At 42.0% G+C, this 24,047-nt stretch carries 18 protein-coding genes and 1 pseudogene; 2 read left to right on the top strand and 17 right to left on the bottom strand.

Annotated features, from left to right (window positions below; all coding sequences use genetic code 11):
• Nucleotides 1-12 precede the first annotated feature (12 nt).
• The 14 genes and pseudogenes from DXA54_RS11645 to DXA54_RS11580 form a co-directional block, all read right to left on the bottom strand.
• Nucleotides 13-3,349 (bottom strand): annotated as a pseudogene (locus DXA54_RS11645) (TonB-dependent receptor).
• A gap of 144 nt (nucleotides 3,350-3,493) precedes the next feature.
• A complete protein-coding gene (locus DXA54_RS11640; protein ID WP_004308082.1) occupies nucleotides 3,494-4,480 on the bottom strand; it encodes a FecR family protein in 987 nt (328 codons plus the stop codon).
• A gap of 56 nt (nucleotides 4,481-4,536) precedes the next feature.
• Nucleotides 4,537-5,088: an RNA polymerase sigma-70 factor gene (locus DXA54_RS11635; protein WP_061447568.1), complete on the bottom strand. Its 552-nt coding sequence runs from the start codon at nucleotides 5,086-5,088 to the stop codon at nucleotides 4,537-4,539.
• A gap of 242 nt (nucleotides 5,089-5,330) precedes the next feature.
• Nucleotides 5,331-6,641, bottom strand: coding sequence for an L-fucose:H+ symporter permease (gene fucP, locus DXA54_RS11630; protein WP_004300178.1), 1,311 nt, complete (start codon nucleotides 6,639-6,641; stop codon nucleotides 5,331-5,333).
• Nucleotides 6,642-6,660: 19 nt separating this feature from the next.
• Entirely contained in the window at nucleotides 6,661-7,053 is a 393-nt protein-coding gene (locus DXA54_RS11625) for an L-rhamnose mutarotase (RefSeq protein ID WP_008999654.1), read from the bottom strand.
• Nucleotides 7,054-7,059: 6 nt separating this feature from the next.
• Complete coding sequence (locus tag DXA54_RS11620) at nucleotides 7,060-8,490, bottom strand: rhamnulokinase (RefSeq protein WP_120079528.1); 1,431 nt, start codon at nucleotides 8,488-8,490, stop codon at nucleotides 7,060-7,062.
• A 17-nt stretch (nucleotides 8,491-8,507) separates the two neighbouring features.
• Nucleotides 8,508-9,146, bottom strand: a complete 639-nt coding sequence (locus tag DXA54_RS11615) for a class II aldolase/adducin family protein (protein ID WP_004308079.1) — start codon at nucleotides 9,144-9,146, stop codon at nucleotides 8,508-8,510.
• Between the two features lie 128 nt (nucleotides 9,147-9,274).
• Complete coding sequence (gene fucI, locus DXA54_RS11610; protein ID WP_120079526.1) at nucleotides 9,275-11,050, bottom strand: L-fucose isomerase; 1,776 nt, start codon at nucleotides 11,048-11,050, stop codon at nucleotides 9,275-9,277.
• A 67-nt stretch (nucleotides 11,051-11,117) separates the two neighbouring features.
• A complete protein-coding gene (locus tag DXA54_RS11605) occupies nucleotides 11,118-12,113 on the bottom strand; it encodes a GntR family transcriptional regulator (protein WP_004300173.1) in 996 nt (331 codons plus the stop codon).
• 177 nt (nucleotides 12,114-12,290) lie between these two features.
• The gene (locus DXA54_RS11600) at nucleotides 12,291-12,842 is read right to left on the bottom strand and encodes a 30S ribosomal protein S16 (protein WP_004325681.1); all 552 of its coding nucleotides are present in this window, start codon (nucleotides 12,840-12,842) and stop codon (nucleotides 12,291-12,293) included.
• 106 nt (nucleotides 12,843-12,948) lie between these two features.
• Nucleotides 12,949-14,250 (bottom strand): Na+/H+ antiporter NhaC family protein, encoded by a 1,302-nt coding sequence (locus DXA54_RS11595; RefSeq protein WP_120079524.1) that lies wholly within the window; start codon nucleotides 14,248-14,250, stop codon nucleotides 12,949-12,951.
• A 47-nt stretch (nucleotides 14,251-14,297) separates the two neighbouring features.
• Complete coding sequence (locus DXA54_RS11590; protein ID WP_120079522.1) at nucleotides 14,298-17,456, bottom strand: ATP-binding protein; 3,159 nt, start codon at nucleotides 17,454-17,456, stop codon at nucleotides 14,298-14,300.
• A gap of 147 nt (nucleotides 17,457-17,603) precedes the next feature.
• A complete protein-coding gene (locus DXA54_RS11585) occupies nucleotides 17,604-19,208 on the bottom strand; it encodes a GAF domain-containing sensor histidine kinase (protein WP_120079520.1) in 1,605 nt (534 codons plus the stop codon).
• 499 nt (nucleotides 19,209-19,707) lie between these two features.
• A complete protein-coding gene (locus DXA54_RS11580) occupies nucleotides 19,708-20,235 on the bottom strand; it encodes a DJ-1/PfpI family protein (protein WP_032852981.1) in 528 nt (175 codons plus the stop codon).
• Between the two features lie 166 nt (nucleotides 20,236-20,401).
• On the opposite strand from DXA54_RS11580, the gene DXA54_RS11575 reads away from it, so the two are divergent.
• Both DXA54_RS11575 and DXA54_RS11570 read left to right on the top strand, forming a co-directional pair.
• Nucleotides 20,402-20,752 (top strand): winged helix-turn-helix transcriptional regulator, encoded by a 351-nt coding sequence (locus tag DXA54_RS11575; RefSeq protein ID WP_004300166.1) that lies wholly within the window; start codon nucleotides 20,402-20,404, stop codon nucleotides 20,750-20,752.
• A gap of 29 nt (nucleotides 20,753-20,781) precedes the next feature.
• The gene (locus DXA54_RS11570; protein WP_004300165.1) at nucleotides 20,782-21,225 is read left to right on the top strand and encodes a GNAT family N-acetyltransferase; all 444 of its coding nucleotides are present in this window, start codon (nucleotides 20,782-20,784) and stop codon (nucleotides 21,223-21,225) included.
• 457 nt (nucleotides 21,226-21,682) lie between these two features.
• Here the strand turns inward: DXA54_RS11570 and creD are convergent, their stop codons facing one another.
• The 3 genes from creD to DXA54_RS11555 are packed head-to-tail and all read right to left on the bottom strand — an operon-like array spanning nucleotide 21,683 to nucleotide 23,958.
• The gene (gene creD / locus DXA54_RS11565; RefSeq protein WP_008651782.1) at nucleotides 21,683-23,035 is read right to left on the bottom strand and encodes a cell envelope integrity protein CreD; all 1,353 of its coding nucleotides are present in this window, start codon (nucleotides 23,033-23,035) and stop codon (nucleotides 21,683-21,685) included.
• 26 nt (nucleotides 23,036-23,061) lie between these two features.
• Nucleotides 23,062-23,358 (bottom strand): winged helix-turn-helix domain-containing protein, encoded by a 297-nt coding sequence (locus tag DXA54_RS11560; protein ID WP_004300162.1) that lies wholly within the window; start codon nucleotides 23,356-23,358, stop codon nucleotides 23,062-23,064.
• A complete protein-coding gene (locus DXA54_RS11555; RefSeq protein ID WP_004303838.1) occupies nucleotides 23,359-23,958 on the bottom strand; it encodes a hypothetical protein in 600 nt (199 codons plus the stop codon).
• Between the last annotated feature and the right edge of the window lie 89 nt (nucleotides 23,959-24,047).

The raw sequence follows: 24,047 nt of genomic DNA, 5'->3' as shown, positions 1-24,047 counted from the left end.
GTATTCATAGTTTTAGAAGTTAATCTTTACATTAAAACCAAAATTGCGTGTACTGGGCATCATGAAGTAGTCGATTCCCTGATAGAAATTGTTTGTTGTAGCAATCGCTTCCGGGTCGAAAGGTGCTTTGCAATAAATCATCCACAGGTTACGTCCCACTACAGAGACGTTGATGTCGCAGATATTACCCAACCATTTGCGGGGGATGGTGTATCCGATGTGCGCTTCCTGCAAACGCAGATTTGTGGCACTATACGTATAATATTGCGGCAGCCCGCTTGAGGTAGCTACAATCTCGTAATACTGCTGTGCGTTCACCCAGCTACGTCCGTTGACGAGTACTCCGCCACGGTCACGGGCGGCAGCAGATGCTTCGGATACGCCATATTGGTCGAGAGCAGCCTGTGTGGCTGAATAAACAATACCTCCCAGGCGGGCACTTAATTGGAATCCCACATAAATACCTTTGTAAGAAAAGCTGTTGTTCCATGCCAGGTTTGCTTTAGGAAATACGCTGCCTAATTTGATGTCAGGTAGATTATCCGTTTTGGCGACATCCCCATTTTTGTCTATCTGGATATATCCTTTATCGTCACGTATGAAGTCGGCATTCGTGTACAGGTCTCCCAGTGTGCCTCCTTCTTTCAGGATAAATTTGGTATATCCCAGTCCTTTTAGTTCAAGGCGGTCTTTGTTGACGATTTCTCCGGTTTCAGGATGCACATAGTCCTTAACCAACTCCACAATTTTGTTTTTATTCCAGGAGAAAGTGAAATTACTGTTCCATCCGAAGTCGCGCCATGTATGTCCGTAAGAGAGTAGCCCCTCGACACCGAGATTGCGTACATAACCGGTTTGCACATAAAGAGTCGAATAGCCGGAAGATACGGTGATTTTCGGGTCGAATGTCTGGTTATAGGTATTGGCATAGTAGAATGAACCACTGACTTTGAAATCCTTGAAGAAAGTTCCGTCCACACCTATTTCCCAAGAGTCGGTACGTTCCGGTTTCAGTTTGCCGATAGGATAATGGGTTTTGGCGTTCCAGTCCTGTTTGGTAGGGTCATAGCTGTAAGTCGGTTGTACCAGAAAACGCGGGTAGGGGGTACCCACAGCACTGAATGATCCGCGTACTTTCAGGTAATCAATCGCTTTGGGTAATGTCACCATTTCGCTGATTACTGCCGAAAGACCTACCGATGGATAGAAGAAAGAAGTAGGATTCGAGCCTTTCAACTGGGAAGCCCAGTCGTTACGTCCGGTCAACGTCAGGTACAGCATGCTTTTCCATCCTATTTCCGCACTGGCAAAAATAGACTGCGTCATTTCTTCCCAACCCTCCTGTGTTGCCCGTTTCTTGGCATTATCCAAATCAAATACATTGAATACGTTGGGCACTCCCGTGTCGCGAATCGGACCACCGTAACCCAGTAAATCACTGGAGTTGTCGCTCAATGAAGTACCGGCATTGACTACTACCGTGAAGTCGTCAATGCGTTTATTGATATTCACCATGAAGTCGGCATACGTCTGTGTCTCGTTCACCTTTTGGATGGTGTAATGTCCCTGGGTACTACCTTCGGTCAGTGTAGAGATCGTACTTGCGTATAGCTTTTGCTGATAAGTATTGTCGGTGTTATCCACGCGGATACGTGCCGATACATTCAGCCAGTCCAAAATGTCGTATGTCAGTCCGGCATTCAGCATATAACGCTTTTTCTCATTCGTGCGGACGTTTCGGTAAGCAATCCAGTAAGGATTCTGCATACGCAAATCCCCTTCACCTTGCGGCCAGTAAGCCACATTGATTTTACGTGCTTCGTCATAACGTTCGAAGGCTTTTACTAGAGAAAAGTCATCGCCGCGTGGAAACAGGTAAGCCGAAACCAATGGATTGGAATAAACTCCCTGATTGGTCATGTTGCGGTCATTTTGTATGATATAACTGGCTCCTACATCCAATTTCATCTTGTCATTCAGGAAATGAGTCGTATTGCGAAATGTGAAATTATATCGGTTGTACCTATTGTTCGGAATCATCCCTTCTGAATTGACTGCTGCGGCAGAAAAGAACGTTTGGTTCTTGTCCGTACCTGTCGAGAGGGTGATGGAGTTGCTGTAAGCCGCTCCCGTATCAAAGAAGTCGGTGGGTTCATATCCTGTTTGGTTGGCCGGATTCAGTTTAGGCCCCCAACTTAATATGGGAGAACCTTCCGCATCGCCCCGTGTACCGGTTCCATATCGATTCTGAAACTTGGGCAATACAAATGGGTTCATAAATTCCATGCTGCTTGAGAAAGTAGCCGGCAGTTTTCCTATCTGTCCCCGCTTGGTAGTCACTACAATAGCGCCGTTGGCAGCGTTGCTGCCATACATTGCGGCTGCTGCCGCACCTGTCAGGAAAGAGATGCTTTCAATATCGTCGGGATTAATATCCGCAATGGCTTCCGTAGCACCTTTGGAGTCAAATTCAGTACCGCCTCCACCGCCGAAGTTATACATCGGAATACCGTCAATGACGTATAGCGCATTACTGCTCTGCTCGATAGACTTTGTACCACGCATCACCACTTTACTGGCACCTCCCACACCGGAAGAAGAAGCATTAATGACAACGCCGGCAGCCTTTCCGCTCAAACTGTTGATAAAGTTGGCGTTTTTTATTTCCGGCATCTTGTCTGCTCTGATTTGCTGGACGTTGTAGCTCAATGCTTTTTGCTCGCGTTTGATGCCGAGAGCAGTTACTACAACTTCCGATAGCTGTTGCGTATCGGCTGTCAGTTGAATGCGGTAATTATTCTGGTTGGTGACTTTAATGCTTCCTGAAGTATAACCGATATAAGTAAATGTCAGTGTATTTCCGGTGGAAGCTTCGATCAGGAAGTTCCCGTCGATGTCTGTGAGATCCGGCGGCAGTGCCTTCCACTTTGATGTTCACTCCGATCAAGGGATCGTTGTTTTCATCAACTACCTTACCGGTGATCTTTTTGGTCGGGTTACTTTCTTTCTTTTGTTCCGGAATAATCATGATATATTTCTCTTTCAGTTGATAGGTGAAACCTGTACCTTTGAGAATTTGAGCGAGCGCATTTTCCAACGAAGCCGCCTCTATATTGAGGGTGATGGCCGGTTTGTTTTTCAGTTGGGAATCGTTGTAGCCTACGGACATACCGGATTGTTTTTCAACTTCTTTCAGTGCTTCAATCACAGATATACTATTCTTTTTAATAGTGATTTTAGCACCATTTTGTGCAAGGGAAACTGTTGTGGCGAGCATCAAACAGAAAAAAAGCATAAAACTTCTTCCCTTTGTCTTCTTGTCTACTATAAATTTATAAATTTGTAGCATTTTCTTAGTATTAGGTTATTGACTAAATTATTTCGAGGTAATTTGTAGAGTAAACTCTAATATTGGGAATTCAGATTTCATATCCGGGACGGAGTGAGGCCTCTGTTCCGGGTATTTTTTTGCATGGCATATAAGGTTAAAAAGTTATATTCTTGTCAGATAGCACTTGTCTTCTACTATTCTATAGTCCATTTGTCCGACCACGTTCACGATGATTTCCATCACTTCTTCGAGTGGTGCGTTGTCCTTGAAACGAAAACTGAACCTGTCGTTTTTGAGGTTCTTGATACTATATACAAAGGCATAAGGATATTTTCGCTCCAATACGTTGATGATGTCCGTCAGCGTCATCTTTTGCAGAACCAGTTCTCCGCGTTGCCAGGCTGTCACATCGTCCATATCCGGATTGGAGAGATCATATTTCTTATTGTTTCTGTTATAGGCAAACTGTTCGTTGGGATGGAGAATGACACTTGTTGTCAGATTGTTATAATCTACACGGATACTGCCTGAAATGAGGGTCGTTGCTATTTCCTGGCTTTCAGGGTAGGCAGATACATTAAATTCCGTACCTAAAGCAGTAATCTGTAAATCATTGGATTTCACGATAAACGGACGTTTCTTGTCCGGCTTAACCTTGAAGTTGGCTTCGCCTAACAGGAATACACTACGACTATCTCCGGTAAACTCCTGCGGATATAAAAGTGTACTTTTCGAGTTGAGTTGCACTTTTGTTCCGTCGGGCAGCGTCAAACTTCTCATTTCTGCTATCGGAATATATTGCTGTAACAAGTCGGTTTCCGCTTTTGTGCCTACAGTCGATAGATAGACCGAAGAGGCAAGCAGGAGGAATAAGATAGCGGCTGCGGATTGCCATATATGTATTGGGCGAATTCTTCTCTCTTTGGGTACGGTTGGAATACCTTCCTGTTTTTTCAGGCGCTCGTAAGACTTCTGCATTCCTTTCACGTTTTTTTGCCGTTGCGCTTTGTTCCATAGCTCTCTCAAAGCATCTTCTTTCTGGGATGCATGATCCTCATCTACCAGCCATTGATAGAATTCATTTTGGGTAGCTTCCGGATAGTTATTGCCGGTAAATAATATCAGTATTTTCTGAAAAAAGTTCCTCATTTGCGCTGTTCTTTTTAGTGGTTACACTATTAGCACAATCGAAAATGGGGGATTACTTAAAAGAAACACAAGAAAAATGCAATAAAAATAGTTTTTTTTATTTCGAGCAGGGTCAGATAGATTTGGTGTTCCACAGTTCGTACGGAAATATTGAGTGCTTGTGCTATCTCCATATTACTCATATTGTTGATGCGGCTCATTTCAAAAACTTTTCTGCGGCGTTCGGGAAGGCGGTCGAGAATTAGGCGGATGATTAATAGTGCTTCTTTATAATAGATAGGGTCGAGAGTATCTTCGGATTTTAGTAAGTCTTCGATTAGATATTTCTGCGATAATTGTTCCTGATAGGATTGTTCCAGTCTTTTGCGTTTGATGAAATTGAAAGTTGTGTTTTTAGTCATGGCGTAGATATACTGGCCTATGTCTTTGTTTTCCAGCCAGACCTCCGGTTGTGTCCATAATTTAGCGAACACATCCTGAATGATATCTTCTGCGTCCTCTTCAGATTTGAGCAAGTTTATAGCGAAATATTTAACAGCGGAATAGTGCGTGGTAAATATAATTTCGAATTGGCGGGCTAGATGAATAGGGTCTTGGTTTTGGCTCATAGGTTTATCAGGTCTGTTGGTATGAGACAAATGTATGTAAATAATTCAACAATACTAAGAAGCCAAGATTAGTATGCGAAAAAGGAAACTAAAAAAACGACTTCAAGTTCTGTGTTTTTATGAACTCTTAACTGTGAAAAGGAAAAAAATAGTGACGCTATCCAGTAGGGATGGCGTCACTATTCGAGTGAGATGGTGACGGTATACCAATGTGATACCGTCACTATTTTTAGATATGTATTTTACCAGTTTCTTTTCACTGTGCGGTAACCGTAGCCGATAATTACAAGAAAACAGATGAACGGAAGAATAAATGAAACATTGACAGCCGGTAACCACGCTATTTGTTCCAAATCAATGATGCTTGCCTGTAGCGGTGGAAGAACAGAACCTCCCAGGATAGCCATAATAAGGCCGGCAGCTCCGAACTTCGCATCATCTCCCATACCTTTCAAGGCAATACCGTAGATGGTAGGGAACATCAATGACATACAAGCCGATACTGCTACCAGACAATACATTCCGAAGATATTTTGAAGGAAGATTACACCTAAAGTGAAAATACCTCCAAAGATAGCAAGAATCATCAGCAATTTACCCGCATTGAGATAGCGCAGAATGAACGTACAGATAAAACGGCTAATACAGAATATCACCATTGCTATGATATTATATTGTTGAGATAGTACTTCCGCACTTTTCTCGTCCATACCTTGTGACATGAACAAGCGTGTTCCATACTGAATGATGAAAGTCCAGCACATAATTTGTGCACCTACATAGAAAAATTGGGCAATCACACCTTCACGATAACGCGTTTGGGTGAAAATACGTTTCAGTGTAGGGAAGAAGTCTATTCTATGATTCTGATCTCCATTCTTAGGCATCTTGACGAATCGTATCAGAAGCAACATGGCTACGATAATCAGTCCGATAATGAGATAAGGAGCAATCAGGACGCTAAGGTCGCTTTCTTTGATTGCTTGAAATTCGCTGTCGTTAAGCAATGCGCGGTCTTCGGTACACATCGGATGCAATTTCGCTTGAATGAACTGCATGGCTACATACATTCCGAGAAGTGACCCCATCGGGTTGAAAGACTGTGCAAGGTTCAATCGCCGGGTAGCTGTTTCTTCCGTTCCCATGGAAAGAATATACGGATTGCAGCTTGTTTCGAGGAAAGATAATCCGCAGGTCAGAATAAAATAAGCAATCAGAAACGGATAGTACTCACCCGTCATTTTGGCGGGGAAGAATAAGAAGGCTCCGAAAGCATACATACCCAGTCCTAACAAAACACCTGCTTTGTAGGAATATTTGCGGATGAAGATGGCAGCCGGGAAAGCCATTGCAAAGTAGCCTCCATAGAAGGCAACCTGTACCAATGCCCCGTCGGTGGCACTCATCCGGAAGATTTTAGAGAATGCCTTTACCATCGGATTGGTAATGTCATTGGCAAATCCCCATAACGCAAAACAGGAGGTAATGAGAATAAAAGGTATAAGATAACTGATGCCATCTTTCGAAATGATGGACTGCTTGGTGTGTTTCATGGTTGTTTCTGGTATTTTTTTAAGTATTATACAAATGGAACATTCTTTCCATCGGTTTCCATTTCTCGGCGGAACTCATTCCGGGTGCGGCTTGTTGGAAGATAGCCATATATTCTTCCCACTCCTGTTGGCGGGGAAGGGTGTTCAGGCGTTCCATTGCCTTGTCCCAGTCAAAATCAAGGGGAGTTTCGACGATCATAAACAGTCGGGTTCCCAGGATATAAATTTCCATTTCCAGGATGCCAACTTCCCGGATACCGGCAAGAATTTCCGGCCATGCTTCCGCCTGGCTATGTCTTTTCCGATATTCGGCGATTAGTTCCGGAGAATCGCGTAAATCAAGGGTTTGGCAATATCGTTTGACGGGAACGTCATAAGATTGAACCTGATAACCGGTTTTAGATGTTTCCATATACTTTTATTTTTTAGGATAATATACTTGTGGTGTAACGCTGCGAGTGACAATTTCCCGCAATTCACGAAGATCGGCAATTTCTCCTTTAGCCATTGCCTGCGTCAGGATGTTTCCCATTGCAGTGGCTTCCACCGGACCTGCATAAACAGGAATACCGAGTTCGTCAGCTGTCAGTTGGTTGAGCAACTTATTTTGTGATCCTCCTCCGATGATATTTAACTGACGGATTGGAGCGGGGAGGCAACGGTTGAGCTGTTCCACAGCCAGCCGATATCTGAAAGCTGATGACTGGAGCACACATCGTACAGTCTCTGCCTTGTTTTGGGGAATTTGCAAAGCATGATTCCGGCAATAATGAATAAGCGCGTTCTCCATATTTTCCGGATTCATGAATATGGTGTCGTCTACAGGGATGATTGTATCAATCTCGGCTTCGGCTGCTTGCGGGATGATTATATCATAATCTTGTTCCTCGCCACACGCTTTCCACTCGCTCATCAAGCGTTGCAGAATCCATAATCCTGTTATATTCTGGAGGAAACGGATTTTGCCGTCTACACCTCCTTCATTGGTGAATTGAGCTTTTCTTGCTTCTTCCGTTAATATGGGTTCGTCCACTTCAACTCCCAGTAACGACCAAGTGCCGGAACTAAGGAAAGCGATAGGACTTTCTGTGGCAGGAACTGCGGCTACGGCACTGGCTGTATCATGTGAACCTACGGCAATAACGTCTACGGCACCCAGTCCGGTTTCGCGTGCAATATCCTCTTTCAGAGTGCCTCTGATTGTTCCGGGAAGAATGATTTTACCGAACAGATGTTCGGGAAGACCTAAGCTATGTATGGTATCGAATGACCAGTTGCGTGATTTGGCGTTGAGTAATTCAGAGGTGGAGGCGATACAATATTCATTATTGGCTACCCCTGTCAGGAAATAACTGAAGAGATCGGGCATGAATAAAAGTTGCCGGGCAACTTCCAACTGTGCATCTTGATTTTGCTTCATGCTGTAAAGTTGAAACAGCGTATTGATAGGCATCACCTGAATACCGGTTTCGGCATAATGTCGATGTTCATCCATGCACTTGAATACTTCTGCCGGCATTCCCTCTGTTCTTGCATCCCGGTAACAGACTGGATTTCCTAATAGGTTTCCATGTTTGTCAATCAGTCCGAAATCCACTCCCCAAGTGTCAATACCAATACCTTTTACGGCATATCCTTTTTGTGCAGCCAGTTTTAGTCCGGTTTTCATATCTTCGAACAGAGCCGGGAAGTCCCAGTAAATATGATTGCCTAGTTTGACCTGCCGGTTGGAGAAGCGGTATATCTCTTCCAATTCCAGCCTGCCGTTAAGAAGAAAGCCGGCGATGATTCGCCCGCTGCCGCCTCCGAAGTCTGCTGCTAAATAAGTGTGTTTGATGGTATCTTTCATGGTAATATGCCTGGATATTAGTTGGTTTTCTTTCCTAATACGTAGATTTCCAGGTCTTCAATTTCTGCCGGTGTGAGCACTGAATAATCACCGCCGGATTGAACAATGATGCGACAAGCCATTTCGAAAAAAGTAGCCCGTTCATATACTTGGTCGAAGTCTTTTCCGCACACCACTTGTCCGTGGTTGGTCAGTAAAACCGAGTTATGCTTTTGCATGGCTTCTACCACGGCTTTCGCCAGTTCCGGTGAGCCGGGACGATAATACGGAATCACAGGTATTTCTGAACCTACATGGCAAGGAATTTCTGCTGTTACGTTGAAATTTGCCGGCTTGTTCTTCATGCAGGAGACAGCGGTGGCATATTCCGATTGGAAATGGAGAACGACATTGACGTCCGGACGTTCACGGAGAATACCCAAATGGAATGTACTTTCCATAGAGGGTTTTACACCATTAGCAGGAATGCCGCTGGCAATATGGCAGATTGAAACCTTTTCTTTGCCAAGTGTGGGAACCCAGGAACCCGTACCGGAAATCAATGCTTCTTCGCCGATTCTCCAGGAAAGGTTACCGCTGCTGCAAAGCATTAACTTTGCATCCCCGTAACGATGTGCTTGTGCAATGAACTGTTCAATATGTTCGTTAGTAATCATAGTCTTACTTATTTAAGTCGCTGTAGGGGGCGGGGCTATCCCGACATTTGTTATGTGTCGGGTGGGGGACCCGTCCCTACGAACGGCAAAGTTAAAATATTTATTTATACAGGACGAAAAAAACTTGTTTATTTATAAATAGGACCATAAGTTGCACAAGCTCTGTAATCTGATCCTTCTTTGTCCATGCCGAAAGCATTCCAGGCAGCCGGGCGGAACATCTGATCTTCTTCTACATTGTGCATGCATACCGGGATGCGGAGCATGGAAGCAAGAGTGATTAAGTCCTGGCCGATGTGTCCATAGCTGATGGCGCCATGATTGGCTCCCCAGTTATTCATGACTGAATATACGTCTTTGAAAGCCGGTTTATCACACAAACGGGGCACAAACCAGGTGGTAGGCCATGTCGGGTCTGTACGCATATTGAGTTTCTGATGGATTTCCGGATCAATTTCCACTGTCCAACCTTCTGCGATTTGCAGGACAGGGCCTAAGCCTTTAATCAGGTTGAGGCGCATCATGGTAACAGGCATTCCGCCTTTTGACAGGAAGTTGGACGAGAAGCCACCCCCACGGAAGTAGTCACGGTCTGCCGGATACCAGGTCGTTGCTTTGAGACAGTTCTCTACATCAGCGTCCGTCAGGTTCCATGGTTCTTTCATAACCGGATTGCCTGCTGCGTCTAATGATTGGCCGGAACCGTCGAGAGTCGTTGCACCGGAATTGATAAGATGGATGATACCGTTTGCTGCCAATCCGCTCAACTCTTTGCCGGTTACACGTTTCACGGCTTCAGGACTCCAGTAAGTACGTACGTCGGAGAATATTTGTGCACGGTTGGTCAATAGATGTCCGAACAACATGGCTACACCGTTGCAGGTATCGTTCTCGGTAGCTACGACAAATGCTTCACGAATACCGTTCCAGTCAAAAGAGGTATTGAGTAAAGCTTCCGGATAGTCACCGTTAGGATAGAAGTCTGTCCATTGGCGTTGTCCCTGGAAACCGGCTGCAATGGCATTGTGTCCCAAAGCCTCTTCCTTGAATCCCATTTCTTTCAATTTGGGATTTCCGGTCATCAAGTCGCGCATGATAATCGTCATCTTTACAATGAATTCCCAATCAGCATCTTTCTGTTCACGGGTTTTACGTTTTTCAGGACGGTTCTTGAAGTCTTCACCTTCGTTTGTCTTGCAATTTTTTTCAGTCCAGGCCATGGCTTTGGCGTAGTCTTCGTGGTCATAGATGCCTTCGTCCATTCGACGGATGATTTCTGTGAGGTCTATTGACTCATTACGCATTCCCAGATACTCCTGGAAGAAATCAGGATTAACGATAGAACCGGCGATCCCCATAGATACACTACCCATTGACAGGTAAGATTTGCCTCTCATCGTAGCTACTGCCTGTGCAGCGCGTGCAAAACGAAGAATCTTTTCCGATACATCTTCAGGGATTGTATTATCGTCCAGATCCTGAACATCACGTCCGTAGATACCGAATGCAGGAAGACCTTTTTGTGCATGTCCTGCCAATACCGCTGCCAAATATACAGCTCCCGGACGTTCTGTACCGTTAAATCCCCAAACAGCTTTCGGATAATGAGGATTCATATCCATTGTTTCTGCGCCGTAGCACCAACAGGAAGTAACGGTAATGGTAGAACCGACCCCTTCTCTTTCAAACTTCTCCGCACAAGCAGCGCTTTCGGCTACGCGTCCGATCGTGCTATCGGCAATGACACACTCCACCGGACTTCCATCACCGTTTTTCAGGTTGTTGCTGATTAGCTCGGCTACTGCTTTTGCCAAATTCATTGTTTTTTCTTCAAGGCTTTCGCGAACGCCACCTTGGCGACCATCAATTGTGGGACGAATCCCGATTTTCGGATACTTTTTCATGGTTTCTATCTATTAAAGGATTAATTAATATCTGTGCTGAACTGTGCTGATATATTCGCAAAAAAAATTAAAGTGACTTTCGAAGCCTTACTTCCGTTGGTAAGAACTTCTGAACCGGTACATTATTAAGAACGAAATTGGCCGCTTCGTTTCCCATCATTTCCCAATCAATACTCAATGAGGTTATTCCTTCGTCAATCACTTCGTAGGAAGGAATATCATTATACGCTAACAGACCGAAATCTTTTCCGCATTTCAGCCCTTCCAATCTTCCTTGTTTCACCACTTTTACTACATCTTGTTGCTTGATGGCGATATAGGCAACTCCCTTACGTACGATCAGATTCTCAATATCCTCCTGTATTTCACAGAGGAATCCTTGCTCCTGACAGAAACGGGTAAAATAGACCTTACTGCTTTGGGGATGTTTCAGGCTTTTGGGAAACAAAAAAACGAGCTGGTGATAGTTCTTCAATCTTTCCTTGAGCAGATTCAATGCCTGATAGAAAAATTCATCAAAATCCTGGCAGATATATGAATACTTTTCTTTTTCGAATTTGCCGAAATCAAGGAGTAGTAATCTTGAAGGATTAATTTTATTGAGAACAGTGCTGAATTTTTCGTTATCGAAATTCATCACGATGTATTTGTTGTATTTTCCGATAGATTCCCGGAGGATCGTATTGAACAATCGTTCGTTGTATTGATGAAACAATAAGTCCACCTTATAGTTAATGGGCAGATGTCTGACGAAACTATTGTATAAAGCTTCTTTGAAAGGAGTATATTGGTCGAGCAGTAGTAAGACATTGGTCACCTGGCTCGTCACATAATAGCCCTTGCCGGGAGTGGAGTCGATCAAGCCTCGTTCGCGTAAATCAAGGAAAGCCTTGAAAACGGTGTCGCGTGATACTCCGTATTGAGCACTCAACTGATTGATGGAAGGCAAAGAATCTCCTTCAAGAAATTCTTTTCTGGAAATCGCCTGGCTAAGTGCGTCCGCTAGTTGCGTAACCTTGCTTGCCTGTTGTCCGAATGTTGCCTTTTTATCAATTCGTTTCATATTCGAAAAATAAATAACACTATGCTGAACTATGCTGATGCAAAGAAAGGCATTTTATTCTGAACGGAATAAATAATTTGATATGTTTTATAGCAGAAAACAATAAAAAAATCCCCTCCGGCGGACCGGAGAGGATTTATAGCTTTTCCTGATTTCTTGTTCGGAATCTGCTGAAATTTATTCAGCAGCAGCTTCTGTTGCAGGAGCTTCTTCAGCCGGAGCTGCAGCTTCCTCTGCAGGTGCTTCAGCAGCAGCTTTTTCAGCAGCTTCAGCAGCTTTCTTTTCAGCGAGTGCTTTTGCTTTCACTTCGTTGATCTTCTTTTCTGCTTCCAGACGTGCTTTTGCTTCAGCTTTCTTAGCTTCGTCTTGTTTAGCCTTCAAAGTAGCCAAACCTGACTGTTTGTTGTTTTTCCAAGCTTCGAATTTAGCTTCAGCTTCTGCTTCTCCGAATGCGCCTTTTGCTACACCGCCCAGAAGATGTTTCTTCATGTAAACTCCTTCACGAGAAAGAATGTTACGTACAGTGTCACTTGGTTGTGCACCTTTCAGTACCCATGCCAATGCAGCGTCGAAATTCAAATCTACTGTAGCAGGATTGGTGTTAGGGTTGTAAGTACCAATCTTCTCAATAAATTTACCATCACGTGGTGCTCTGCTGTCTGCAATTACAATTGAATAGAACGCGTAACTTTTACGTCCGTGTCTCTGCAATCTGATTCTAGTTGCCATTTTTAATAATTGTTTTTAATGATTGATTTGAATTATGCTATTATCTCGTAATAGCGGGCACAAAGATACGGCTTTTCTTTTGATTGACAAATATTTCGCCTCTTTTTTACGAATACCGTTTCGGATAGCGGAACAAGATTGCGAGCAGGGCGCATGCTCCCATTGTAAATGGATAATAGAGATTGCCGATGATACTGATAGGGGAGATGCTGGCAAGTCCCGCTGCAATCAGCATCTGTGCTCCATAAGGGATAATTCCTTGTATCAGGCAGGAGAAAGTATCGAGGATACTGGCTGTTTTTCTCCGGTCGAGATGGAATTTTATGGCAATATCTTTGGCAATCGGTCCGGTTGTGATAATGGCAATCGTGTTGTTGGCTGTACATAAGTTGGCGATACTTACCAGGGCGGCAATGCTTAGTTCGGCTCCTCTTTTACCATTGACGTGGCGGGTGAGTTTCCGGATAATGAAATCGATACCACCGTTATAACGGATGGTTTCGAGCATCCCTCCGGCCAATAGAGTGATAATAATCAGTTCTCCCATTCCTGTAATTCCCATTCCCATGGCACCAAACCAGTCGAAAATTCCAAAGCTGCCGGTCGCGATGCCAATGATGCCACTTGTCAATATACCTATTATGAGTACGAGCATCACGTTCATTCCGGCGATGGCTGTTCCTAATACTATTATATAAGGTATAACTTTGATCCATTCAATGGTCTGTGTTTGGGCGGGAGCGGTAATGGATAGTCCCTGAAATATGTAAATTCCCAACACAATGATGGCTGCCGGTACGACAATCATAGAATTTACCCGGAATTTATCGCGCATTACACATTCCTGGGTTTTTGTCGAAGCGATGGTGGTGTCGGAGATAAAAGATAAGTTGTCTCCGAAAAAAGAACCGCCTACTACGACGGCTACCATAAAGGGGAGAGCTATTTCTGTCTTTTCTGCCAGTCCTACGGCAACGGGAGTAAGGGCGACGATAGTTCCTACGCTGGTTCCGATGGATAAAGAGATGAAACAGGCGGCAATGAAGATGCCTGCCAGTAACAGGTTATCCGGCAGAATATGCAGTGTCAGATTGACAGTGGCATCGATTGCTCCCATTTGTTTCGCACTATGAGCAAAGGCTCCGGCAAGAATGAATATCCATATCATCAGGAGGATATTTTTATTGGCAGCTCCCACGGAGAACTGATAGATGCGTTGGTCTAGTTTCAATCCTTTGGTAATAGCAATGGCGTAGCAGGAAGAAACAAGGAAAGCCACCGTGATAGGCACTTTATAAAAGTCGTTGGCAAGAATGGAAGTTACCAGGTAAAGGCATAAGAATACGAGCAACGGACTTAATGCCCACCAACTTCCGGTGCGGTTTTTATGTATTTTTTCTTCAGTCATAAATGGAATATGTAGATATTCGTTTTTTGCTTTTGGTTCTCTGTCTCTTAAAGTAAAATAATACGCTTCTGCATGATTTCCGTCAGTTGTGCTTTCAACAGGCGGGCATTGATCGGTTTAGGCATATAACCGTCAAAACCGCTTTCCATCACCCGTTGTTCATCCGAAGCATAGGCAAAAGCCGTAATGGCGATAATAGGTACCTTGGCAGAATATTTGCGTATTTCTTTAGTTGCCTCGTAACCGTCCATGACCGGCATATTGATGTCCATCAATATAATCTGCGGATTATATTGCTTGAACATTTCCACCGCCTCTTGTCCATCCCAGGCATGAATTAATTGATACTCTCCCTTTAGTATGGATGCGAACAGTTTGTAGTTACTTTCATTATCCTCGGCAATCAGAATGGTAAACTTGTTTTTTTCTATACTTATCGGCTGAATTTCCTCTTTTTTTATGCTTTCTTCTACGGCTATTGCGGCTTTATATGGCAGCGTGAACCAGAATGTTGAACCTTTGCCCTCTTCCGAGTCTACTCCGATGGTACCTCCCATGTGTTCTACCAGAGTCTGGCAGATAGAAAGTCCCAGGCCGGTGCCTTGTTCGAAACTATTTAATTTGACGAAGCGTCCGAAAATGCTCTTTTGCTTGTCTTTGGGAATGCCACAGCCAGTATCGCTGACATAAAAATAGATCTCTTTGCCGCGGAGTTCATAACCAAAACGAATGTATCCTTCAGTGGTGAATTTGATGGCATTGCTTATCAGGTTGATGAGCAATTGTGACAGCCTGTTCTTCTCTGTATGGATAAAGCAGTTTTTCTCTGCCAGATGGCAGGTTAACTGTACTTTTTCAGATTTTATTTTTAATTGTAATGAGCTCGTTAACTCGTTCAGCATTTTGTTCAAGTCTATGTTGGAATATTGAAATTCCAATGTTCCGGCTTCAATCTTTGATAAATCAAGAATGTCACTGATTAATTGCAATAACAAGGTATTATTGTTTTCAATGATGCTCACATATTCCTGCTTTTCCTCTTCCTCGTCTGTTGAAGCCAATATGCCGGAGAAACCGACAATAGCGTTGAGGGGAGTACGGATTTCATGGCTCATATTGGCGAGGAAGGCAGACTTCAGACGATTGGATTCTTCTGCCCGGTCTCTGGCTGTGGTCAATTCCATTTCCATCTTTTTCCGTGTGGTGATGACTAGTGAAGAACCGACCAGGGTGAGCGGCTTGCCGTTTTCGTCACGGGTCTCTACAGCGGCTTGAGCTTCCACCCATTCGATCCTGTGAATGTTATTCTGTACATTGATAACCCGGTATTCTTCCTTGACTTTATCCGATCGACCTTCTATCAGGTCATCGTAGGCTTTTTCTACCCGTTTGCGGTCTTCTTTGAATATCTTTGAGAAATATTGTGAATCGGGCACTGCCAATTGTTCCTCATTCACGTCTTTATCGTTTGTGCTAAGCTCAATAGGTCTATTGATGTCGCAAAGTATGGTTTTGCTTCGCAAATCCCATTTCCAGGGCACAATATTGGCTACGTCCAGTGCCATTGCCAGTTTATTGTTAGTAGCGCTTAGCTTTTGTTGGGCTTTGTGCAGTTCGGTGCTATCCAGGCAGAAAATATCGACAATATTGTTGTGGTGAGTTCCTTTCAGTACTACATCATAAAATGTATCTACCCGTTTGAAATAGTATGGGAAAGTGATAGCCCTGTTTTCCGCAAGTGACATTTTTGTGAAATGCAGGAACTCCGGCATGGATTCAGGGAATATTTCACTGGCTTTCTTGCCTACTACATCTTCTTTACGGAAAAAACTTTTCTCGAAATGAGCGTTGACATTCCGGTATACAAGTTCTATAGGGGTACCTTCTTCATTCATGATTAACTCTTCTTGCATATACAATATAGGCATATTGTTAATCAGGTTTTTGTAAGAAGTCATTGTGTCAATCTCTTTCTGTTGTATTTTCTTGAGCTTATTCAGATGACTGATGCGGTATTGGAAGAATAGGGCAAGCAGTATGAAGCAGACTATGGTTCCTAAAATAAAGTATCCGTACTGTTCCCAAAACGTAGGCGGCTTGTTAAAGAAAATAGTGCCCGGGGGACATAAGTATGGCGACATTCCTTTACGTAGCAAAACATTGTAGTTGATAGTCGGAGCGGCATCTGAAGGCTCGTAAAAAGGTATCTCGGATGCTTGTTTGCCATTCAATATTGATCGGATCGTTTGTATGATTTTCTGGCTGTATGCATGTTGATCGTAGATGTATCCGCCAATTATTCCTCCTGCGTTGTCCTTGATTGTCATCATCCCAAGGCTGAACAGAGGTGCGGAAGTCGTTGAGACTAACAGGTGTGAATTTGTAACTAGCGAGGTGTTGCCGGCAAAGGTGTGTTTGTAAAACCATGAAGAGAAAAGTATTCCTGTTGTTTTAGGATCAACGGTGTAAAGGGTGTCCAGCAAATGATTGGTTTGCATCTTCCGGGGCGATATGAATTGATAATTGATGTCGGGATGGCTCTTTTTCAATTCTTGTTTGATAACCATATTGTAAGTCTGGTTGTTTTGCCGTTCATCACCGATAAATATGAAATTTTTAATATCGGGAGTCATTCGGCAAATCAGGTCTATATTTTCTTTAATATAGAAATTGGAATGTAGGAAAGTGAGATTGTAAGGCTGCGCCATATCTGCAATCGGGGTTCTTGCAGTCAACTCAACAGGCTTCTTTTGGAGATAAAATTCCTTCGGGCCGATGTAATCTTCTTCAGCACATAGTATAATCGGAATATTTCCCCACATCTTTCTGAAGTCGTCCCGTAATATCATGCTGGAGTTTCCGAGTAATATCAACATACGTGGGGAATGCTGCTTGTATTTTTCCAGAACTGTCTGTCTGAATTCATTTAAAGTGGAGTCTGTGTCCATCATTAGCATGTTCATGTGTTCGGTATAGAGTGCTAATTGAGGCGAATTCTGGGCATATTCGGTAATGGCTGAAATCATTCTGAAGCTCCAGGGAGCTGCTTCTGTATATGAATTAATGATTAAAAGATAATTTGACGAGTTCACTGAATCTTTTTGAGCTAGAATCGGTGATATGTAGGAAAAAGCTAATAGACAGAAAGACAAAAATAATTTTATTATATATGAGTTAATTATTTGGGTTTGAAAAAGAGTTGTCATTTTTAATTTAATTTTCTGGTGGCTTATTAAGTTTATGCATTGGCAAAAGTATTAATAATAAATGAATTAAACTTGATTCTGACCATAAAAAATGAATGAAAAAAAGACTTCAGGTCTTTTTCTGATTAACGGGCTTTTTATTCAATTTTATAGGGATACGCTTTTGTAGGGATGAGTAAACCAAAAACGCGAGCCGGTTCCCATCTCGGATTCCACTCCAATAGTGCCGCCGAGATGTTCGATAATGCTCCTGCAAATAGACAGCCCTAAGCCTGTGCCTTTTGAGAATGAATTGAGTTTCACAAAGCGGTCGAATACCCGGTCTACTTTGTCCGGTTCAATCCCCATTCCTGTATCAGCTACGGAAAATTCAATTTCACAGGTATCTTCTTTCAGATGATATTCAAGAAGAATCTGTCCCTTATTTGTAAATTTGAGGGCATTGTTGATAAAGTTTGTGATAACCTGCATCAGACGTTTCTTGTCAGTATAGATATAAAAAATGGGTAGGGTGGGGGCTAGTAATACAGGTACCGGCTTATCTTCTTTTATATCATAATTGCGTATGATATCTTCACAGAAGCTCTTGATGTCCAGATAATCCATGGTGAAGTCGAGTGTTCCGGCTTCTATTTTTGATAAGTCGAGAATGTCGGATATCAGTTGTAAAAGAAGTTCGGTGTTTTCTTGCATGATATCGACATAATCCTGGCGTTCCTTTTTGTCATCCGATTCGACCAGTAAACTGGCAAAGCCGACAATCGCATTGAGCGGAGTACGGATTTCATGACTCATATTGGCGAGGAAGGCTGATTTTAAGCGGTCCAGGTTTTCCGCTTTTTCTTTGGCTATCCTTAGTTCTTCTTCTATTGTTTTTTGGTGGTCAATATCAACGCTGGTAATCACATGTGCCATCTGTCCGTCTATCCAGGCAAATGCTGCACTGAATACCCGGAACCAACATTTGTCGAACGGGCGTTGGTAATCCCAGGAATATACCTTGGTTGGCAGCCCGTTTTCATCTATCAAATGTTTCTTAGGGCAAAACTCACATTCTCCGGTTTTATCTTTATATAGAGCCTGCCAGCATTTTTTTCCTTCAAAGTGTTCGATACCTCCATAAGGAGCGGCCATAGATTCATTGGCATATAGCATATCATGGGAATCAAAAGAGTTTACGTAGATGTCAACCCCCATATTATTCATGATGCTGCTTAACGTCTTGCTCGCCCGTACTTCTCTTTCTTTATATTCCCGCACTGCTATTTCCTTGGAGAGGGAGCCTAAAATGAGATGAATCATTTGCAGTTCTTCATCGGTGAAAGATATTGCATGTTCTCTGTCTCCAAATCCGATGAATCCGATAATTTTTCCTTCGGAGTCTTGAATTTGCCGGATTAGTAATGAATCGACTTTATAGAAATCCACGATGTCTACATCATCCCAAGAAGTATTTTGGTTTCTGCAAGCATAAAAAGGTTTGTTCTTTCCATTTGCACGGACAACATGTTGATTGGTCATTTCGCTGATTTCAAAACGTTGTCGCAAAACGTTGTCGTTATTTCCGACAGTTTCCTTTAGATAGAAGTAGCGAAATCCGTCAGTTTGATAAATGAATCCTCTTTTAAAGCCATAGTATTCGCAAATATCCGTAAGTGATTCTGTGATTTTTTTCTCAATAGAGTCACAGCTATTCAGTCTTTCTAAAAAATGAAGTAAAAATGCATTGTAATTCTCTCTTTCTCTAATCATATTGTTTTAGGCATCTTGTTTGGTTATTTAAACTCGGAAGGAGTATGCTGTTTATCTCTTTCAAGTCTTCAAGCTGCTAATATACGGACTTTTAAAAAATGATGAACGCTGTTTCAGATTTTTTGTAATGTTCCGTTTTTCTTTTTCTTGGTACGAAAAGAGAATGTGATATATGATATTTCCCTTGGATTTTAGTTAACTAACAATAATCATTTGAGAAATAAAGGAGTGAACACTTGTGCGGATTTATTGAATTGAATAATGATTGGGGAAGTTAGTCGGTCTTTGAATTTTTTGAATCTGTAAGTGATTGATTATTAATGCGCAATAAATGTACATTTTTCCTTTAAAACCAACGGGTCGTTCCTTTAAAAGAAACGACCCGTTGTACACCGAGAAACACACTGTTGCTTTTAAAGGAACGTGCTTTTTCATCTTCGGATGCGTAGATTAATATAATAATGTTTATATTTATTGTTTTATATCTACGTTGCAAACATTATTTTAATGCTTCGATAACCTGTGGCATCATTGTCCAAATGGTGTTTTCATCTTGAGCAGTAAAAAAGTTGCCATCTATCTCTGATTTCTTATCGGTAGCTGTTCCGTTTTGAATAGCTGGTTTAGCTAATGGGTGAACTGCTACTTTCTTCCCTTTGGTAATTCCGGTAAAGTCAAACATCATTGCACCGGCACAATGTCCGATCATCATTTTCCCTTTAGCTCCGAAAGTTTTAATGACTTGCATCAAATCTACGTTATAGGGTTTATCGGCATTCTGCTGAAATACAGGTACTGCATCCCCACAAGAGAAAACGAGTGCATCGAATTCATCTTCGTGTCCCTTCAAATTAGCGATCACATCGTCTGCTGTCAGGCTGATTCCTGAATTTGTTTTAATCTCCTTCGTATCCGATACGGCAAATACTTTATATGAAATGCCATTCTCGAAAAACGCTTCCAAATATTGGAATAATCCACAACCATTTACCGGATTCACTGCTAAAACTGCAACTTTCTTTGCCATAATCATAATTATTTAAATGAAACAATAGTTATTATTAGTAAGTTTATTACTTTTGTGATGCAAATGTATCTTTCTAGTTTGAGAAATGCAATAACGTACTTGAAAATAAGGAAGTTACATAGAGGTAACTATTGTTGGAACTCAATAAAATACAAAACGTTAAAGAATGAAAAACTTTCATCCGATAGGAAATTGTCCGATAAGAGATGTGCTTAGCCGCTTGGGAGACAAGTGGTCGATGCTGGTGCTTATTACGCTGAACGCAAACGGCACCATGCGTTTTAGTGATATTCATAAAACGATAGAAGATGTTTCACAAAGAATGTTGACTGTAACATTGCGTACTCTGGAATCAGATGGATTGGTTGAACGGAAAGTATATGCTGAAGTACCTCCCCGTGTGGAGTATTGTCTGACAGATACGGGTGGCACTTTGATTCCTCATATTGAAGGACTGGTGGGATGGGCTTTGGAGAATATGGATACTATTTTGGACCATAGACAAATGAGTCGGTAACATTTTTATTTTATGATAAAATAGATAATATGGAGATAAAGCTAGTAACTTCAGATAAAAAAGAATTTCTCGAATTATTACTCTTGGCTGATGAACAGGAAAGTATGATTGACCGGTATTTGGAGCGCGGCGATATGTTCGTTCTTTATGATAACGGATTGAAAGCTCTTTGTGTAGTGACTCGTGAAGGGGAAGGTATTTATGAAATCAAGAATATTGCTACCGTTCCTTTCTTTCAACGGCAGGGGTACGGAAAACGTTTAATCGAATTTTTATTTGAATATTATCAGGGAAAGTGTTCTGAAATGTTAGTGGGTACAGGCGATGTACCTTCTTCCAGATCTTTTTATGAACACTGTGGTTTCACGGTTTCTCACCGGATAAAGAATTTCTTTACTGACAACTACGATCATCCGATGTATGAGGATGGTGTGCAGTTGGTGGATATGATATATTTGAAGAAAACATTTTAGTGTGTAGTGAGTGAAGGAAGTTCAATCGTTTGGATGAAATAAAGAATTTTGTTTGTTTATGTTACTGTATGAATGAACGGCTTATTTATAACCTCCTATTGTATGAAAACGTGTTTGTCAATTTTTACAATTAAAGACTACGTTCTTAATAAACGTACTTTCGGTTTATAATAAACTTTTTGATAGTTTATTATAAACGGTATCAGAGTTTATTAAAAACTATTTTGAGCATTTTTAGAGATTCTATAGAATGAGTTAAGTAAAAATATAAACAAAATAGGGCAATGATCGTTAGATCATTGCCCTATGATATATCTGTATTAATACTAAAATGTATCAGTTTAAAGGTCCTTTATGTCTCTATTTTTCCTAGATTTTTCATTTCTCTTATTGCTTTTGTTTTCTCAAAGATACAAAATAAAAAGCCATTTGTCAAGCGTTTCAATAGAAAAGCCGATTATTCATTAAACCAGTCTATTTTCTTTGAAAAATACATCACTATTGCCAGAATGATAAACAGTCCTAAGCTGCCTGCCAATAATGCGAAAGTCTCTAGTTGGATAAGAACAAATATATAAATATAGAGTATACCTAACAATCCGGACATGATTAATGACGGTTTCTTTTTCTTGGTGATTCCGAACATATATCCGCCTACCAGTGTAATGGTCAGTGCGGAAGATAATAAATAGGCAGGGTTGAAGCCGATGTGTTCGGAGAAGGAGAGGAGCAAACTGTAGAATAGACAGAGTGCCAGTCCTACCAATAAATACTGCAAAGCATGAATACGAGTCTTATTCATTATTTCGGTGAAGAAGATCACTCCGAAAGTCAGTAAGATAATCAGGATTGCATATTTTGCAGAACGCATGGACTGCTGGTACTGTTCCACCGGAATTTTGAAATTCACACCGAAACTGGAGTTTTCAATATCTTTGATGTTCAAGGTGTTGTAGTCAGCCATCACCTGCGAATAATTCCGATTCAAGTTTAAAACCTGCCATTGCGCGGAAAATTCCTTCTCCGTAATATTCCGGTTGTTAGGCAGATAGTTTCCGGTAAAGCTCGGTGTATTCCAGTTGGCTTTCAGATCTACACGGGTTGTTTTACCCAACGGAATAAAGTTGAGTGACTGTGAACCTTTCAGTTTGATTTTTATTTCATAAGGGAGTTTTTTATTCTGCTTCAATTCCGACAAATTAGCGATCGCATGAACTCCGGTATTATCTATGCCTCTGTTGTCCATACCCGGCTCGAAGATGTAAACTGAATCTCCCAAAGTGATGCTGATTTGTTCGCTGATGCCACGCATATCGGTCAGATTCAGGCAAATAGCTGCCCTGTCAAACTGCAGCTGTTCCATATCTATTCTGCTCTTTTTCAATTCTTCCGAACTGAATGACCCTTTCAATGTCAGTTCCGATTGATATACATTGACCTCATAGATACTTCTTTTCAGGATTTCAGTCTTCAGTTGCCCGTTGACCATAAGCTCGTCAGGAAAAAGTATCAGGTCTTTGATGGAAACTTTCTTCTCGCCGTTGTTTTCAGTGACAACCGGATACTGGAGATTCAGGTAAGGGCCAGTGATGGTCTGTGCAAGACTCCATTTTTCACTTACCTCGTCGATAGCTTCTTCCTGGGTTCGTCCCCGTTCGGAAATAAGATTCTCAATCATGAACATGGGGATCATCAAGAGAAGGATTAATAATCCGATGATGACAACCTTGATTGTTTTGGAGAAACGGTGGAGACATCCCATAGGTTGCTGCGCCTGTTGCTCATTTGAATTTTCATTGAAAGCGTCCATAAGCCAGTAGTGTTTTGATGAATTATTTATTTTGATTTTAGAAATTTCTCTAAAGCTTCAATATGAGATTTGAAAGCTTCTCTGCCTTGCGGGGTTGCTTGAAAAACAGTTCGTGGCTTTCGTCCGACAAAACTTTTGTTACATACGATATATCCCAGTTCTTCCAGGGAACGGGTATGGCTGGCAAGATTGCCGTCTGTCAGAGAGAGCTGCTCTTTCAGAAAATTGAAGTCGGCTTCCTCATTTACCATCAGAATAGCCATGATACCGAGCCGGACCTTGCTTTCGAATGCTTTATTAATATATTGGAATGCTTCTATCATTTATGATCTCTTTCTTTCGTAGTGTAAATAGAACAATATGCCATAAAGAATATGGAAACCGCCGAAACCGATGGTCCAGAACAGCAGTGAATGACCTTCCCAAAAACAATCTACGACTCCCAGGCAAATGAAAGCATATCCTAACCATACGATACTGGAGTAAGTGAACTTGGATACGTTGACCAGTGCCAGTCCGTAAAATAAAAGCATGACGGAAGCCAGGATGTCATAATACTCATGCATCATGATGGAGATGCATAAAACACCTCCGGTCAGCATCGGAAGAGAAAAGTTCCACAATGCCCGGTAGGTGAGGCGGCTGAAAAATTTCTGTCCTGTCTTCTTGGATTTATAATAGGACAGGATGCAGGCGGTGACCGCAGCTGCTACCAATACGAGCGAAGCTATAATAGCCATTAGTTCGAGAGCAACAATTAAATGTGTGCCCGGGGTAATAACTTGTGTAGCGATGTATGCGCCAGCTAATGCGTAAATGCCCGCCATGATTGCAGCGAGACCACTTAGAGAGATAAACTTGGACGACTTTTCCATCAACTCTTTTATCTCATTTACCGATTCTAATGCTTTATCTTTATCCATATAAAAAGTACTTTGTGATACAAAGTAAAATAAAAGATTTCAGATGAACAAACTTTTTGCCTGAATATTTTAATGATAAATATTTGAAT

The organism is Bacteroides sp. OF03-11BH, from assembly GCF_003604005.1.
GTDB lineage: Bacteria > Bacteroidota > Bacteroidia > Bacteroidales > Bacteroidaceae > Bacteroides > Bacteroides ovatus.
Note: the sequence above shows the minus strand (reverse complement) of the source record. Positions and strands in the feature narration are given on the sequence as shown.